The 15,067-nt window shown below is 63.7% G+C and carries 17 protein-coding genes and 1 pseudogene; 13 read left to right on the top strand and 5 right to left on the bottom strand.

The window, feature by feature from the left end; genetic code table 11:
* Positions 1-22 precede the first annotated feature (22 nt).
* The 5 genes from AUL36_RS15120 to AUL36_RS15100 all read left to right on the top strand — a co-directional run bounded on the left by AUL36_RS15120 (position 23) and on the right by AUL36_RS15100 (position 3,395).
* On the top strand, positions 23-985 hold the full coding sequence (locus AUL36_RS15120; protein ID WP_062222273.1) for an FAD-dependent oxidoreductase: 963 nt from the start codon (positions 23-25) through the stop codon (positions 983-985).
* Positions 982-1,179, top strand: a complete 198-nt coding sequence (thiS, locus tag AUL36_RS15115) for a sulfur carrier protein ThiS (RefSeq protein ID WP_062222081.1) — start codon at positions 982-984, stop codon at positions 1,177-1,179. The genes AUL36_RS15120 and thiS overlap by 4 nt, the downstream gene beginning before the upstream one ends.
* Before the next feature lie 4 nt (positions 1,180-1,183).
* Positions 1,184-1,954, top strand: coding sequence for a thiazole synthase (locus AUL36_RS15110; protein WP_062222079.1), 771 nt, complete (start codon positions 1,184-1,186; stop codon positions 1,952-1,954).
* Positions 1,951-2,565, top strand: coding sequence for a thiamine phosphate synthase (locus AUL36_RS15105; RefSeq protein WP_062222077.1), 615 nt, complete (start codon positions 1,951-1,953; stop codon positions 2,563-2,565). Before AUL36_RS15110 ends, AUL36_RS15105 begins: the two co-directional genes overlap by 4 nt.
* 113 nt (positions 2,566-2,678) lie before the next feature.
* Entirely contained in the window at positions 2,679-3,395 is a 717-nt protein-coding gene (locus AUL36_RS15100; RefSeq protein ID WP_062222076.1) for a GntR family transcriptional regulator, read from the top strand.
* A 29-nt stretch (positions 3,396-3,424) separates the two neighbouring features.
* On the opposite strand, the gene AUL36_RS15095 is transcribed toward AUL36_RS15100, so the two are convergent.
* Entirely contained in the window at positions 3,425-4,387 is a 963-nt protein-coding gene (locus tag AUL36_RS15095; RefSeq protein ID WP_062222074.1) for an alpha/beta fold hydrolase, read from the bottom strand.
* 94 nt (positions 4,388-4,481) lie between these two features.
* Between AUL36_RS15095 and AUL36_RS15090 the strand changes: the two genes are divergently transcribed.
* Complete coding sequence (locus AUL36_RS15090) at positions 4,482-5,468, top strand: ribonuclease T2 family protein (RefSeq protein ID WP_062222073.1); 987 nt, start codon at positions 4,482-4,484, stop codon at positions 5,466-5,468.
* A 3-nt stretch (positions 5,469-5,471) separates the two neighbouring features.
* On the opposite strand, the gene AUL36_RS15085 is transcribed toward AUL36_RS15090, so the two are convergent.
* Positions 5,472-5,768, bottom strand: coding sequence for a Dabb family protein (locus AUL36_RS15085; RefSeq protein WP_058633767.1), 297 nt, complete (start codon positions 5,766-5,768; stop codon positions 5,472-5,474).
* Positions 5,769-5,954: 186 nt separating this feature from the next.
* Here AUL36_RS15085 and ettA point away from each other — a divergent pair, with 186 nt between their 5' ends.
* The 5 genes from ettA (at position 5,955) to AUL36_RS15060 (ending at position 10,943) form a co-directional block, all read left to right on the top strand.
* Positions 5,955-7,604, top strand: a complete 1,650-nt coding sequence (gene ettA, locus AUL36_RS15080; RefSeq protein WP_058633913.1) for an energy-dependent translational throttle protein EttA — start codon at positions 5,955-5,957, stop codon at positions 7,602-7,604.
* 102 nt (positions 7,605-7,706) lie between these two features.
* Positions 7,707-9,194 (top strand): sensor histidine kinase, encoded by a 1,488-nt coding sequence (locus AUL36_RS15075; RefSeq protein ID WP_062222071.1) that lies wholly within the window; start codon positions 7,707-7,709, stop codon positions 9,192-9,194.
* Positions 9,187-9,570 carry a response regulator gene (locus AUL36_RS15070; protein WP_062222069.1) on the top strand — a complete coding sequence of 128 codons (384 nt, stop codon included), beginning with the start codon at positions 9,187-9,189 and terminating at the stop codon, positions 9,568-9,570. The genes AUL36_RS15075 and AUL36_RS15070 overlap by 8 nt, the downstream gene beginning before the upstream one ends.
* 126 nt (positions 9,571-9,696) lie before the next feature.
* Positions 9,697-10,347: a DedA family protein gene (locus AUL36_RS15065; protein WP_058600494.1), complete on the top strand. Its 651-nt coding sequence runs from the start codon at positions 9,697-9,699 to the stop codon at positions 10,345-10,347.
* An 8-nt stretch (positions 10,348-10,355) separates the two neighbouring features.
* Positions 10,356-10,943 carry an MOSC domain-containing protein gene (locus tag AUL36_RS15060; RefSeq protein ID WP_062222067.1) on the top strand — a complete coding sequence of 196 codons (588 nt, stop codon included), beginning with the start codon at positions 10,356-10,358 and terminating at the stop codon, positions 10,941-10,943.
* 111 nt (positions 10,944-11,054) lie between these two features.
* Here AUL36_RS15060 and AUL36_RS15055 read toward each other — a convergent pair.
* A pseudogene (locus AUL36_RS15055) lies at positions 11,055-11,357 on the bottom strand (DUF2293 domain-containing protein); the annotation flags it as partial.
* Positions 11,357-11,848, bottom strand: coding sequence for a tRNA (N6-threonylcarbamoyladenosine(37)-N6)-methyltransferase TrmO (tsaA, locus tag AUL36_RS15050; protein WP_062222063.1), 492 nt, complete (start codon positions 11,846-11,848; stop codon positions 11,357-11,359). The pseudogene AUL36_RS15055 and the gene tsaA, both read right to left, overlap by 1 nt.
* A 115-nt stretch (positions 11,849-11,963) precedes the next feature.
* Here tsaA and AUL36_RS15045 point away from each other — a divergent pair, with 115 nt between their 5' ends.
* On the top strand, positions 11,964-12,965 hold the full coding sequence (locus AUL36_RS15045; protein WP_062222061.1) for an ArsR/SmtB family transcription factor: 1,002 nt from the start codon (positions 11,964-11,966) through the stop codon (positions 12,963-12,965).
* A 10-nt stretch (positions 12,966-12,975) separates the two neighbouring features.
* Positions 12,976-13,893: a methylenetetrahydrofolate reductase [NAD(P)H] gene (gene metF, locus AUL36_RS15040; RefSeq protein ID WP_062222271.1), complete on the top strand. Its 918-nt coding sequence runs from the start codon at positions 12,976-12,978 to the stop codon at positions 13,891-13,893.
* A gap of 339 nt (positions 13,894-14,232) precedes the next feature.
* Here the strand turns inward: metF and AUL36_RS15035 are convergent.
* Positions 14,233-15,067 (bottom strand): amidase family protein (locus tag AUL36_RS15035; RefSeq protein ID WP_192843844.1); only part of this gene is annotated, 835 nt, incomplete at its 5' end.

Raw genomic sequence — 15,067 nt, 5'->3', positions numbered from 1 at the left:
TTTTGGACGCTCGTTCGCGCGCATGGTGATCCATGTCCTGGGGGCCGGAGTCGCCGGGCTGACGACGGCCGTTCGGCTGGCCGAAGAGGGGCGGTCCGTCGTCGTGCACGAGGCCGCAACGGAACTCGGCCAGCGCGCGGCCTCGTGGCTCGCGGGGGGAATGCTCGCGCCCTATTGCGAGGCGGCGACGGCGGACCCCGCCATCATCGAGCCGGGTCTGCGCGGCATCGACTTCTGGGCGGACCGGGTGCCGGTCGAGCGGCGGGGAACGCTTGTTCTGGCCGCGCCGCGCGATGCGGCCGATCTTCGCCAGTTCGCCGCCCGCACCAAGGCTCATCGCCTGCTGGATGCGGACGGCATCGCCGAGATCGAGCCCGATCTCGCCGGGCGGTTTCGCCAGGGATTGTTCTTCGAAGAAGAAGCGCATCTCGATCCGCGCCAAGCCATGGCCTCTCTCGTTCGGCGAATTCAGGATCTCGGCGGTACGTTGCTGTGGGGCTCGCAGGCCGAACCTGCCGCGTTGTCGAGCGAGACCGTCGTCGACTGCCGCGGTCTCAAGGCTCACGCGCCGGGTCTTCGCGGCGTGCGCGGGGAGATGGTCCTGGTGCGCAGCCGCGACGTCAGTCTGGCCCGGCCGGTTCGCCTTCTGCATCCGCGCTGGCCGATCTATATCGTGCCGCGCGAGGACGGGGTCTTCATGATCGGCGCGACCATGATCGAAAGCGAGCGCGGCGGGCCGATCACCCTCCGCTCGGCGGTGGAGCTTTTGACAGCGGCCTTCTCCTTGCATCCGGGGTTTGCCGAAGCCGAAATCCTGGAAACGGGCGCTGCCTGCCGCCCGGCTTTTTCCGACAATCTGCCGCGCGTGACGCAGAGCGGACGCCATGTCTGCTTCACCGGGCTCTATCGCCATGGGTTTCTCCTGGCGCCCGAGCTTTCCGGGCAGGCGGCCCGCGCCGCACTATCCCTCATGGAGGCCGCATGATCCTGCATTTGAACGGTAACCCGTGCGAGGTCGAGGCGGGCTCGCTCGATGCGCTGCTTCGGGAACTCGGCGTCGAGCCCGAAGCGGTGGCGACCGCGCTCAACGGCGAATTCGTGCCGCGCGGCGAGCGGGCGGACACCCCGCTTGCTGCGGGCGATAAGGTTGAGCTTCTCAGCCCGATGCAGGGAGGGTGACGCGATGCGCATCTACGATCGGACCTTTTCCTCCCGCATGATGTTGGGCACGGCGCTTTATCCCTCGCCGGCGATCATGCAGGCGGCTATCCGCGCGGCGGAGCCGGCGCTGGTCACCGTGTCGCTTCGCCGCGAGCAGAATCTCAGCGCGCCGCGTGGGCCCGGCTTCTGGGACGATCTGCGCGCGCTCGGCGTGGCATTTCTACCGAACACGGCCGGCTGCCACACGGTCAAGGAAGCGGTGACAACGGCGCGGATGGGCCGCGAGCTTCTGGGCACCGACCTCGTCAAGCTTGAGGTGATCGGCCATGCCGACACGCTGCAGCCCGATGTCTTCGGTCTGGTGGAAGCCGCGCACATCCTGTCGGGCGAAGGCTTCCGCGTCCTGCCCTACACGACCGAAGATCTGGTTGTAGCCGAACGGCTGGTCGAGGCGGGCTGCGAGGTGCTGATGCCCTGGGCCTCGCCGATCGGCTCGGGTCTCGGGCTCAACAATCGCTATGGGCTGCGCTCGCTGCGCGCGCAGTTCCCCGACGTGACGCTGATCGTCGATGCAGGGCTCGGCCGGCCGAGCCACGCGGCCGAGGCTCTGGAACTCGGCTATGATGGGGTTCTTCTCAACACCGCCGTTGCTACATCGGGCGATCCGGTCGCGATGGCACGCGCCTTTCGTCTGGCGGTGGAAGCCGGGCGGCTCAGCTTCGAAGCGGGCGCGATGGAGCCGCGTGATATGGCGGCGCCCTCGACACCCGTTTTCGGAAAGGCGGTTCTATGAGCGCCTCTCGCCTCGTGCTCGATGCTTTCTACCCCGTGATGCCGGATGCCGCCTGGATCGAGCGGATCGTGCCGCTCGGGGTCAAGCTCGTGCAACTTCGCGCCAAGGATATGCCCGACGCCCGCCTGCGCGAGGAGATTCGCCGCTCGCTGGCGGTCTGCAAGGCCCATGGATGCCAGCTCGTCGTGAACGATCACTGGAGGCTGGCGGCCGAGGAAGGCGCGGATTTCGTGCATCTGGGCCAAGAAGATTTGGTGGAGGCCGATCTGACAGCGATCCGTGCGGCCGGACTCAAGCTCGGTCTGTCGACGCATGACGAGGCCGAACTCGAAACCGCCCTGTCGGCCCGGCCGGACTATGTGGCGCTGGGTCCGGTCTGGCCGACCATTCTCAAACAGATGCCCTGGGCTCCGCAGACGCCGGAACGATTGCTGATCTGGCGCAAGCGCGTCGGCGGTCTTCCCTTGGTGGCTATCGGTGGTCTCCGGCCCGAGCGTGCCGAAGCGGTGTTCCAGAATGGCGCGGACAGCGCGGCCGTGGTGACAGACATCACCCTGCACGCCGAACCGGAAGCTCGTGTCCGGGAATGGTTGGCCATCACGCGCAGATGACATGTCGATGCAACCTGAATGCAACTAATTAGCCAGCGGTTTGCACTTTTTAGTTGATCTTTCATGCAACCTAAAGCATGTTTCCTGCATAGGTTATCTATCAGGGGACGTAGATGTCGGTCGCGAAATCGTTCAACACCCGGCCGCTCTATCAGCAGGTGGCGGACGAGTTCGTCGCGCGCATCGTGTCCCGCACGTGGGCGCCTGGCCAACTCATCGAGAACGAAGCGGAGATCGCGCGATCGCTCGGCATCAGCTTGGGGACGGTGCGCAAAGCCTTCGACATCCTGACCGAAAACAAACTGCTGGAGCGCCATCAAGGGCGCGGCACGGTCGTGGTGGATTACGAGGCGGAGAAGACGCGCAGCCGCTTTTCCAACATTCTCGATCGCTCGGGCAATCGCGTCTCGGGCGACGTCACCATGTCGGGCCATGACCTGGCCGTTCCGCCGGCGCCGATCGCGGATCGCCTGGGTCTATCGGAGCGTGTGCCGGTCCTGACCTTCGAGCGTCGTCGAACCTATGCCGGGCGCTTGTTTCTGATCGAAATGGTTTATCTCCGCGTCGCCGTTGCCACGGCAACGATGAGCCCGGCCGAAATGGTGCAGCTGTCGAAAAGCCGCTGGATGGGGCACGACATCGCGACCTACAAGGTGGAAAAGGTTGCCAGCGCGACGGCGGAGGACGAGGATAGAGCCGCGTTCGGTCTGAGCGGTGAGTCAGCGATCCTGACGCTGGACCGCGTGATCTACTCCTACCAGAACAAGGCGCTGGAACTTCGCATCGGCCGCTGCCATCTGGGCGGCGATCTTCTTTATTGCTCCGACTGACGTGACGTGCCGAAAAGAAGGGCATGCGGTCATGCGATTTTCTGACGTCGCTGCCCGCTCGGCAAAAGGCAGCGATCGATAAAGGCGTGCAGCTGCTCGACCGCTTCGCTGCGCATCGGCTCGATCTCCAGAAGCACCTCGTGCCGTGCGCCCTGCACGACATGGCAATGCACATCGAGACTGCCGGCTTGCTCCAGGCGAGCGGCGAGCGATCGGACCGCAGCGCCTTTCGCGGTGGCCGGGTCTTCGCTGCCGCCCAGACAATGGATCGGCAGGCGATGAGGCAGGTCGCCGAGCGGAGTCACGCTGGCCCCGGCGCTTTGCCAGTTCAGAATGTCTTCCACCATGGAAATGGTGGGCGTCCATCCGCAAAGCGGGTCCGCGATGTAGCGGTCCACTTCGCTTTCGTCATGGGTCAGCCAGTCGAAGGGCGTGCGTCTCGGCTGAACCGAACGGCTCCAAACGTCGAACGTAGCGCGGGCAAAGAGCGCGCTCGCCACATCCGAACCTTTCAGCGCCTTTTCCGCCTTGAACGCCACGGTGCCGAGCCGCTCCGACCAGCCGCGCTCGAAGCTGGCGTTCCAGAGCGCCAGCCCCGCCAGCCCTTCGCCGAAGGTGCGCGCATGATTGAGCGCGATATAGGCGCCCATCGAATGACCGAGCACCACGACCGGCTTTCCCGGACAGTCGGCTTCAGCCTGATGGCGCACGGCCTGCACGTCGCGCAGGACCTTCGCCGCGCCATTGCGCCCTCCGAAGCGGCGGAGCGGCGCGTCGAGAGCGGTGGTTGATCCGTGTCCGCGATGGTCATGGGCATAGACGGCGATACCGAGTTCCGCCAGTTCGCGCCCGAGCCTGGCGTAGCGTCCCGAGTGCTCGGCGAGCCCATGCAGGATGAGAAGCACGGCTCGCGCCTCACCCTCGGGAAGGAAACGATGAAGACGCAGGGCCGCGCCGGTCGGACTGTCGAGAAGGGTAGAACTGGCGAGCACGGGACAAAAGCCGATATGCAGACGGAAAACTGACGCAGACTTGGCGTAAGCGCGGAAAAACGCAATCCGCTGGTCTCAAATTCGGGGATGGATCATGGTTCGACGCTTGGGCTTCCTGCTGATGGGAGCCGGCCTCCTGTTCTCGGTCGCGTCCGCCAAGGCGCAGGTCCCGATGAGTGGGGAATTCGTGGCGGAGGCGAGCTGCTTCGCGACACCCTCCATCCGCTCGGACAACAATCCCGGTCGCATCGTGACCGAGCCCGGACGGCACTATGACCTCATCGGGCGAAACGCGATGCCGGGCAGTCATTACCTGATCCGCGTACCGGGGGCGGACCCTGAGCGGCGCTGGGTGCCTTACGGATGCGGGCGCGTGACGGATGGGAACTCGTCGGCTGATCGCGACGCTTCGCCGCCACCGGCTGGAGGCCACACGGATTCCTTCGTTCTGGCCGCAAGCTGGCATCCCGCCTTCTGTGAAACGCGGCCGAAGCGCACCGACTGTCGCTCGGGCGGGGTAGCCGGTCATGGTTTATCGCTTCATGGACTATGGCCGCAGCCGCGCGGACGCGAATATTGCGGCGTGTCCGCTGCCGTTCGGGCCGCCGACGAATCCGGGCGCTGGCGCGACCTGCCACCGGTCGAAATCAGCGCGGCGACCCGGGAGGGGCTGGCGCGTGTCATGCCCGGCACGGTTTCTCAGCTCGACCGGCACGAGTATTGGACCCACGGCACTTGTTACGATGGCGGTGCGGAGGCGTATTTCGTGCAGTCCATTCGACTGATCGATGAACTCAATGCCTCGCCCGTTCGCGATCTCTTCGCCAACGCGATCGGACGCGAATTGAGCGCGGCCGAGATTCGGGCGGCCTTCGACAAGGCGTTCGGTGCGGGGGCGGGGGCTCGCGTCCTCTTGGACTGCGAAAGCGACGCGGCGGGGCGCCGGCTGGTCGGAGAGTTGCGGATTTCGCTGCGCGGCGCACCGGGGCAGGGCGCGAGTCTGGGCGAACTCATCCGGGCCGGCGATGCCACCGCGCCCGGTTGCCGCGCGGGACGCGTGGACGCGCCCGGTTTCGGCTGAGCGTCAGGCCCGGTCGGGCACTTCGTAATCGGCCGAATAACGGATCTCGCGTAGGGGACGGACGCTCCGCGTGGAGGCGTCGTAGATCGGGTCGGCCTTGTAGGCCGCGAGCGCTTCTCGATCCTTGAACTCGGCATAGACGACCAGATCGACATCATTGCCCATCGGGTCGACGCGGGCGTTCTCGACGACCTCGAAATGCTCGTGATGCCGGATGGCACCGAGGGTTTCGAGCCCGGCTTTGATGCGGGGCAGGTCGGCCTTGTCCTTTGCGCTGAAGAAGACGATGTGCCGGATCATGTCGGCTCCGCTTTCGAGAAATCGGTCCCGCGCTGCATCCGCTCTTCGATGCGGTGCGTCAAGCGGGGAGTGGGGCGCAACCCGGCCGGACGCATTTTCCTTGCCGCCTTTGTTGCTCATCGGGACGCCATGGCTTACCTGTGCGCCAACTCTTGCCCAAGTCATTTCTACGGGGACGCGCGCTCGATGGCACGCCAATTCATCTACCATATGGCCGATCTCACGAAGGCCTACGGCACCAAGAAGGTTCTGGAGAACATCCATCTCTCCTTCTACCCGAACGCCAAGATCGGTATCCTGGGCCCGAACGGCGCCGGTAAATCGACGCTGCTGAAGATCATGGCCGGCGTCGATAAGGACTATACGGGTGAGGCCTGGGCCGCCGACGGCGCGACGGTGGGCTATCTCTCGCAGGAGCCCAAGCTCGACGAGTCGAAGACCGTCTTCGAGAACGTCATGGAAGGCGTCGCCGACAAGAAGGCGATCCTTGATCGCTACAACGAACTGATGATGAACTACTCCGACGAGACCGCGGAGGAGGGTGCCAAGCTTCAGGACGTGATCGACGCGCAGAACCTCTGGGACCTGGAAAGTCAGGTCGAGATGGCGATGGACGCTCTGCGCTGCCCGCCGGGCGATGCTTCCGTCGCGCCTTTGTCGGGCGGTGAAAAGCGCCGCGTGGCGCTGTGCAAGCTGCTCCTGTCGAAGCCCGATATTCTGTTGCTCGACGAGCCCACCAACCATCTTGACGCCGAGACGATCTCCTGGCTCGAAAAGCACCTGCGCGAATATGAAGGCGCGGTGCTGATGATCACGCACGATCGCTACTTCCTCGACAATGTGACGGGCTGGATTCTCGAACTCGATCGCGGTCGGGGTATTCCTTACGAAGGCAACTACTCGGCCTATCTCGAGAAGAAGTCCAAGCGCATGGTGCAGGAAGGCCGCGAGGACGACGCGCGCGGACGCGCCATCGCCCGCGAGCGCGAGTGGATTCAGCAGGGCGCCAAGGCCCGCCAGACCAAGTCGAAGGCTCGTATCAAGGCCTATCACGAACTGGTCGAGGCGGCCGAAAACCGCAGGCCGGCCGATGGCAAGATCGTCATCCCTACCTCGGAGCGCCTGGGCAACCGCGTCATCGAGGTGGAGAATCTATCCAAGAGCTACGGCGACCGGCTTCTGATCGAGAACCTCTCGTTCCGTCTGCCGGCCGGCGGCATCGTCGGCATTATCGGCCCGAACGGCGCCGGCAAGACGACGCTCTTCAAGATGATCACGGGCAAGGAAACGCCGGACTCCGGTGCCGTCCATATCGGCGAGACCGTGGATCTCGGCTATGTCGACCAGAGCCGCGATCATCTCGACGGGTCGAAGACCGTCTGGGAGGAAATCTCGGGCGGCGTCGACATCATGAAGCTCGGCAAATACGACATGAACAGCCGCGCCTATGTCGGCAACTTTAACTTCAAGGGCCAAGACCAGCAGCAGAAGGTCGGCACACTCTCGGGCGGTCAGCGCAACCGCGTGCACCTTGCCAAGATGCTGAAGTCCGGCGGCAACGTCATTCTTCTCGACGAGCCGACCAACGACCTCGATACCGAAACGCTGGCCGCCCTTGAGGACGCGCTGGAGGAATATGCAGGCTGCGCCGTGGTGATCAGCCACGATCGCATGTTCCTCGATCGTCTGGCCACGCATATCCTCGCCTATGAAGGCGACAGCCATTGGGAATGGTTCGAAGGGAACTATGCCGATTACGAGCAGGACAAAATCCGTCGTCTCGGACCGGAATCGGTCAATCCCAAGCGCCCGACCTACAAGCGTCTGACGCGTTAAGCAGCTGAATGGGGGAAAGCCACTTTCCAAATCGAACTTCCCCCTTACGTCTGACAAATTGGCCTTGCCAGGGAGCAGGCGTAGGGGGAAAGGAGAGAGGAATTGGATCGCATCGGCTTTCAACAATTCTTCCAAGCGCTTCCCAGCCCACATATGCTGCTCGACCGGGACTTGAACTTCGTGGCGGTCAATCGCGCCTACGAACTGGCGACCGAGCAGACCAGTTCGAGTCTGGTCGGCCGCTACCTGTTCGAGGCCTTTCCCAACGATGGGGACGCTGGCCGGCGCCTCCGGGAATCGCTCGATCGCGTTCTGGCATCGGGCGAGCCCGATACACTGGCCTATATCGAGTACGACATTCCGGTGCCCGCTTCGAAGGGCGGGGGGATGACGAAGCGATATTGGACGGCCATCCATGCTCCGCTGACCGACGACAGCGGTCAGGTCGCCTACATCCTTCAAAATACAGTGGACATTACCGAACTCGTGCAGTTGCGCGAGGCGGCGTCAGCGCCCAGCTCGCTGTTTTCCGGCGGCGTCGCTCTCGTCCAGCGCGCGAGAGAGGCGGAGAAAGTCATTCGTGACGGCGTTGGGCCGACACAGCAGTTCCGCTCGCTGTTCGAGGATGCACCCGGAATGGTGGCGCTTCTCTACGGGCCGGACCATGTCATCACTTATGCCAATGCGGCCTTGAAGCGTTTTTTCGGGCAGCGCGAGCTTCTGGGGCTTCCGGTTCGGAAGGCGTTTCCCGAATTGGAATGTGAGGAGCCGAGCGGGTTACTCGGCCGGCTGGACAAGACCTACCAAACGGGCGAGTCGGCGGTCGGGTTCGCGACGAGCATTCGACTGCGCGATCCAGGGTCGGATCGGCTTCGGGAGTATTTCGTCGATCTCTCGCACCATCCCGTGGCGTCGCCGACCGGTCAGGTGTCGGGCATCTTCATTCAAGGGTATGACAGAACCGAGGCTGTACGCGGGCAGCGTCACCAGAAGTTCTTGTTGGATGAGCTGAATCATCGCGTTAAAAACACGCTATCCACGGTGCAGTCTCTGGCTCGGCGAAGCTTCCGCGCGACGATCGACCGCGAGGATGCACGCCGTGTGTTCGAAGGGCGAATTCTGGCACTCTCGAACGCTCACAATCTCCTCAGCCAGCACCATTGGGAAGCGGCCGATCTCGCCGCCATCGCTCGGCTGGAATTCGCGGCCCTGCCGCCCGAGCGAATTACCACAAAGGGCGGCCGTTTCGATCTCAGTCCGAAGGCCGCCATCGCCCTGGCGATGGTGTTCCATGAGCTGGCATCGAATGCCTTGAAATATGGATCTTTGGCGAAGAATGACGGCCGCGTCTGCGTGCGTTGGGAGACACGCGGTGAGACGCTGGAGCTGATCTGGCGGGAAACCGGTCCGGATCTTCCTGAAACGCAGGATGAGTTGAAGCCCGGTTTTGGGATGCGCATGTTGGAGCGCATCGTGACGGGCGAGCTCGAGGGGCGATTGGAACTCGGCCTCGGACCGTCCAGCCTGACCTGGACACTCGCCATCCCCCTGTCCGAACTCGAAGCGGCAAAGGCCCTCTTGGATGACTGAACCAAAGGGGCTCGAAGGGCTTCGCATCTTCGCGGTGGAGGACGAATCCCTCGTCGCCATGCAGCTCGAGGACATTCTGGACGAGCTGGGCTGCGTCGTGGCGGGGCTTGCGATGCGCGTCGATCGCGCGCAGGCCATGCTGGATTCAGAGCCCGGCATCGACGCCGCCATCCTCGACATGAACATCGCCGGCGTGAAGGTCTATCCTGTGGCCGAGCGCTTGCGTGCGCGCAACGTGCCGATTGTCTTCGCGACGGGTTACGGGCTGGAGGGGATCGAAATGGAGTGGCGCGTTTTCCCCGTCCTGCAGAAGCCCTACACCGCCGAGCAGATCGCGCGCGCTTTGCTGCAAGCCATTCCCCTGACGAACAAGTGATCTGAAGACCGCCGTAGGCTCGTGTTTCCGGCGTCTTGCTGACAGCCTTGCCATGTCCAAGCGAAACGGCCGTGCTATCTCAACGGCTAGTTCATCGCCTCGGCCAAGCTAGGATCGCATTCGCCTATGGATCAGTTCGTTCAGGGTCTCATGCAGGATTTCGGCGTGGTCGGAATCGCGTTCCTGATGTTTCTGGAAAACATCTTCCCACCGATCCCCTCCGAAATCATCATGCCTCTGGCAGGCTATCAGGCAGCCACGGGTGAGCATTCGATCTGGGCCGTTATCATTGCCGGGACGATCGGGTCGCTCCTCGGCATCTTGCCTTGGTATTATCTTGGCCTCGTGGTCGGCGAACAGCGTATCGTGCGGCTGGCGGATCGGTTCGGCCGATGGATCACGATGACCGCCGAGGACGTGGAGGCGGCGGACCGCTGGTTCCGTCGCTACGGAATCTGGGCCGTGCTGTTTGGCCGCCTCGTGCCGACGGTGCGAACGCTCATCTCCATCCCCGCCGGCCTCGCGCGGATGCCGCTCCTCACCTTCCTGGCCTTCTCGGCGATCGGCACGCTGGCCTGGACGGCGGGTTTGGCCTTTGCCGGATACCTTCTGGCGCAGCAATACGATCTGGTGGACCAATATATCGGCCCGGTCTCGAACTTCGTCATCCTTGCCGTGGTCGCGATCTATCTGTACCGCGTCATCACCTTCAAGCCGAGCCGGCGCACGCAGCCGATCGACCTGAAGTCCGATGAGCATCCGCATCGACAGGGCTGACATCACTCATGCGCAAGCCGGCCATCAAACTGAAGGGCACCGTCGCGGGCCTTTACCGGACCGAAGGCAAGGGCTTCGTGACATCTCCGGTCGATAGGCTGGACCTCGGCTTCGATGGGATTGCAGCCGATGCGCATGGCGGGCCGACCCGAAAAACGGGCGGCCGCGAGCCCTGGTATCCGCGTGGCACCGAAATTCGCAACGAGCGTCAGCTTTCGATCCTGAGCCTGAATGAACTCGCCGAGGTCGCCGAGACCTTGGCGATCCCCGAGCTGCGGCCGGAATGGATCGGCGGCAATCTCACGCTGGAGGGCCTTCCGCGTCTCAGCGAACTGCCGCCGCGCACCCTCCTGTTTTTCGAGAATGGCGTCACGATCAAGATCGACGGCGACAACGGGCCTTGCCGTCTGTCGGGGCGATCCATCGCGCAGCATTATCCCGAGCGAACCGACATCGAATTCGGCTTCGTGAAGGCGGCCAAGCACAAGCGAGGCCTTGTGGCCTGGGTGGAGAAGCCTGGCAGCATCAGCCTGGGCGAGGCATTCGAGGCTCGGCTGCCGGAGCAGTGGATCTACGATCCGAACGAAGAGCGCTGACGCCTTTCAATCCGCGTCCGGTCTCGGGCGCGCTTTGGGCGGCAGCGGAGTGGATTCGTCCTCGCTCCCATCTTCCTGCGGCTCATTGTCGTTATAATCCCAGCCCTCATCCTCGTCCGCTTCGGACACGAGGTGGCGTGTTGCGCCCCATTGATCGAGCACCTCGTTGATCGCCTCGACCACGAAGAACCGCGCCTCGTCCTTCTCGTAGCCCTCGTCGCGCAACTCGTCATAATCGGTGTGCTGATGCCGGATATGCGCGAGCGTCGCCAGCCAAACGGCGCTGGCCGGCAACAGGCTTTTCATGTGGCGCGACCCCGCCGCCGTGCGGATCGCCTCCGCGTCGAGATAGGGGACGCGAGGGATCAGAAGCGTCAGGTTGCGCGCGATGGACTTCTGGCGTTCCGTGGCCATCAACCCTCGCTCGGACGATCGACGGTATCGAAATAGGGTTTGATGTCGAGAAGGGGCGTCCCGTCCAGAACATCGATCGCGTCGATCACCAGCTGCCCCGACGCCGGATCGACGTCCAGAAGACGCACGAGATGTAGGCCGATCGGGTTGGGGCGAACTGGGGAGCGCAGAGCGAATGTGCCCGATGCGATCTCGGCAGAGCGAGGTTTCTGCACGGCCAGATCGCGCCGCGATTGATGCAGCCATGTCAGGAGATGGACATGGCGTCCCGCTGCCAGGTTTTGCAGCGCGGCGCGGAACGGCGCGTCGATTTCGACTGTCGCCTTCTGGTTGGTGTCGCGGGCGACCCGCATGTTCTTGGGGCAGTCGGTTCGATCGGTCCAAGGGGAGCGGATGCGGCCGATAAAGGCCAGCCGCGCGTCATCCGCCGTCGAGGCGTCGAAGGGCAGGGTCGTTTCGCCCGGCCGAATGGAGGTTTTCTCAAGAGTCATGGGCGAAAGAGTATCGGGCTCGTGAAGCCCGTGCAAACGCGATGGAACCCACTTGCATCTTTCGCCTGCAACACATAAACATATCTTTATGTGTTGGCGCAAAGGAGGCGCGGTCATGGCGGCGTCTTTCGATGCGACGGTGGAAATTCTGAAGGCTCTCGGAGAACCGACGCGCCTGCGCCTCGTCATGCTCTTGTCGAGCCATGATCTGACCGTTTCCGATCTCACTTCCATTCTCGGCCAATCGCAGCCGCGCATTTCGCGTCATCTGAAGCTTCTGGTCGAGTCGGGCGTCGTGCATCGATATCAGGAGGGAGCCTGGGCTTATTTCCGGCGTAGCGACGATGCGCTGATCGCGACCCTGGTGGACGCGCTTCTGTCCGGCGTCGTGGACGAAGACGGGCGCTTGGCGGGCGACCGCGAGAAGCTCGAACATGTTCGCCTTGAGCGGGCGGAGCGCGCGGCCCATTATTTCAGCCGCAACGCCGAACAATGGGACCGGATTCGCTCGCTTCACGTGCCGGATGTCGAAGTCGAAAGCGCGCTTCTGGATGTGCTTGGCGACGAGGGCATCGAGTCCGTCCTCGACATAGGCACGGGCACGGGCCGGCTTCTGGAGCTCCTGTCACCGCGCTGCGAGCGTTCGCTGGGGATCGACGCGTCTCGCGAAATGCTGTCGATCGCCCGCGCCAAGCTCGACGCGGCGGGTCTCAGCCGCGCCAGCGTGCGGCAGGGAGATGCTTATCGTCTCCCCGTGCCGCGCGGCAGTTTCGAACTCGCGACGCTCCATCAGGTCCTTCATTATCTCGACGATCCTGCCGCTGCCATTCGCGAGGCGGCAGCGGCGCTGGCACCGGGCGGGCGTCTTGCCATTGTCGATTTCGCGCCGCACGGGCTGGAAACACTGCGCACGGAACATGCGCATCTGCGGCTCGGCTTCAGTATTGAGACTCTCAGCGCCTATGCCCAAGCCGCCGGCCTTCGCGTCGAGACCATTCGCGCGCTTCCGCCGAAAGGCGAGAGGGCTGACGCGCTCACCGTTCTTGTTCTCCTGGCCCGACGGCCGCACGCCGCCATCCCGCTCGATCCGGCCGCGCGCCCGGTCGAGGCAGCCTGAAGGAATGTCCATGATCCAGCGTCGTTCGCAGCGCTCGCCCTTCCGCGTGTCGTTCGAGTTCTTTCCGCCCAAGACACCGAAGATGGAAGAAGGGCTCTGGGACTCGATCCAGCGCTTGGCTCCGCTCTCGCCCGATTTCGTGTCCGTGACCTACGGTGCCGGCGGTTCGACGCGCGAGCGCACGCATCACACGGTTAAGCGCATCCTGAGCGAAACGCCGCTGAAGCCGGCGGCACATTTGACCTGCGTCGATGCGAGCCGCGACGAAGTGGATGCCGTCGTGCGTCAATATCGTGAAACCGGCGTGCGCCATTTCGTGGCCCTGCGCGGGGACGGTCAGGCGGGTGCGGGCGGTGCCTACGAGGCGCATCCGAACGGCTATCGCAACGCGGTGGATCTCGCCGCTGGTATCAAGGCGATCGATCCCGAGATCGAGATTTCCGTTTCGGCCTATCCCGAGAAGCATCCCGAAAGCCCGGACTTCGCAACCGACATCGACCTCCTGAAGCGCAAGGTCGATAATGGCGCGACGCGCGCCATCACGCAGTTCTTCTTCGATAATGATGTGTTCGAACGCTATGTCGAGCGCGTTCGGCGGGCCGGCATTTATGTGCCGATCGTTCCCGGCATTGTTCCGATCCACGACTTCACCAAGATTTCACGCTTCTCGGCCGCAACGGGCGCTTCCATTCCGCTCTGGCTGGCCGAGCGTTTCGAAGGCCTGGAGAACGATCCGCAGACGCATAGCCATGTGGCGGCGGCGGTCTGCGCCGAGCAGGTGCTCGATCTCGCCGAACGCGGGATCGGCGATTTCCATTTCTATACGATGAACCGGGCCGATCTCGTCTATTCGATCTGCCATATTCTCGGCTTGCGTCCGTCGGCCGGCGGCGATGACAGGACGGATCGTATCGAGCAAGCTGCGTAACGAGAAAGGGCCGGATGAACCGGCCCTTTCTGTGTCATTGGCAACCTGACGCTGCGATACGGCTTCCGCGAAAACCGTTTGGCATCAGGAAATGAAACCGACGACCATGGCACCGACAAAGGCGAAAGCCGCCGTCGCCATGATCAGATTCAGAGAGCGTACCCGTTCCATCACGATCTCCTCCTCACAGGATGTTACCAGTCTTCATGATCTGTTTAACATCGTAAAGAGGGATTCGTTTCCCAAGGCTCGTCCGAAAATATGCGGCTCGGTGAAGCCGATGAGTTTCAACGGCTTGAGCTGTCGTCGTCATGCTGAAAAAAGTGTGAAACGCTGTCATTAAGAGGGTGGGGTGACGATCTCCAGGTCCTGAAGCTGCCGCTCCAAGAGAGCGGCACCGGCAAGCGCCCGCGCATCCTGCCCGAACCGGGCGATGATCGAAACGCCGAGAGGAAGGCCTTCCCGTGATCTGCCAGCCGGCACGTTGACGCAAGGCACGCCAGCGCCGGTCCAAAGCCGGTTGAAGGCAGGATCGCCCATCCCGTCCTGCCGCAGGGGAGCGGGGCCGGGAGCGGAGGGGGCGAGGATGATGTCGCAGGTTTCGAACAGGCGCGTGACCTCTCGCCGCCCCGCGCGAGCTGCGCGGCGGGCGCTGTCATAGTCCGCCGGGGCGATCGCCGCGCCGGCCGTAAGAACGCTGAGGAGTTCCGCGTTCAGCTGTTCGGCATGGTAGCGCCGTTCATGAAGCAGGGAGATCGCGCCTTCGAAAAGCTGGATGCGCTCCTGCGCGTCGCGCGCGGCGGCCAGAGCGTCGGTTTCGTCAATGTCCAGGATATCGCATCCCGCGCGCTCCAGCCTGCGCGCGGCGTGGGCCATGGCATCGATCATGCCCTGATGCAGAAGATGGTCGATCCGCGAGCGGTAGAGGCCGACGCGAATGGGCGGTGTGTCGTCCGTGATCCGCATCGGGCGGCCCGACAGGATGTCGCTCAGCAGGGCGGCGCTCGGCACATCGGCGGCGAAGAGCCCGGCCGTGTCCAACGACCAAGCGAACGGTTTCATGCCGACGGTCGGCAGAAGGCGAAAGCTCGGCTTGAAGCCGACCGCGCCGCAGAAGGCGGCGGGGCGGATGATCGAACCCGCCGTCTGCGAGCCGAGAGCGGCAGGTACGAGA

The sequence above is a fragment of the Aureimonas sp. D3 genome (assembly GCF_001463805.1).
GTDB lineage: Bacteria > Pseudomonadota > Alphaproteobacteria > Rhizobiales > Rhizobiaceae > Aureimonas > Aureimonas ureilytica_A.
Note: the sequence above shows the minus strand (reverse complement) of the source record. Positions and strands in the feature narration are given on the sequence as shown.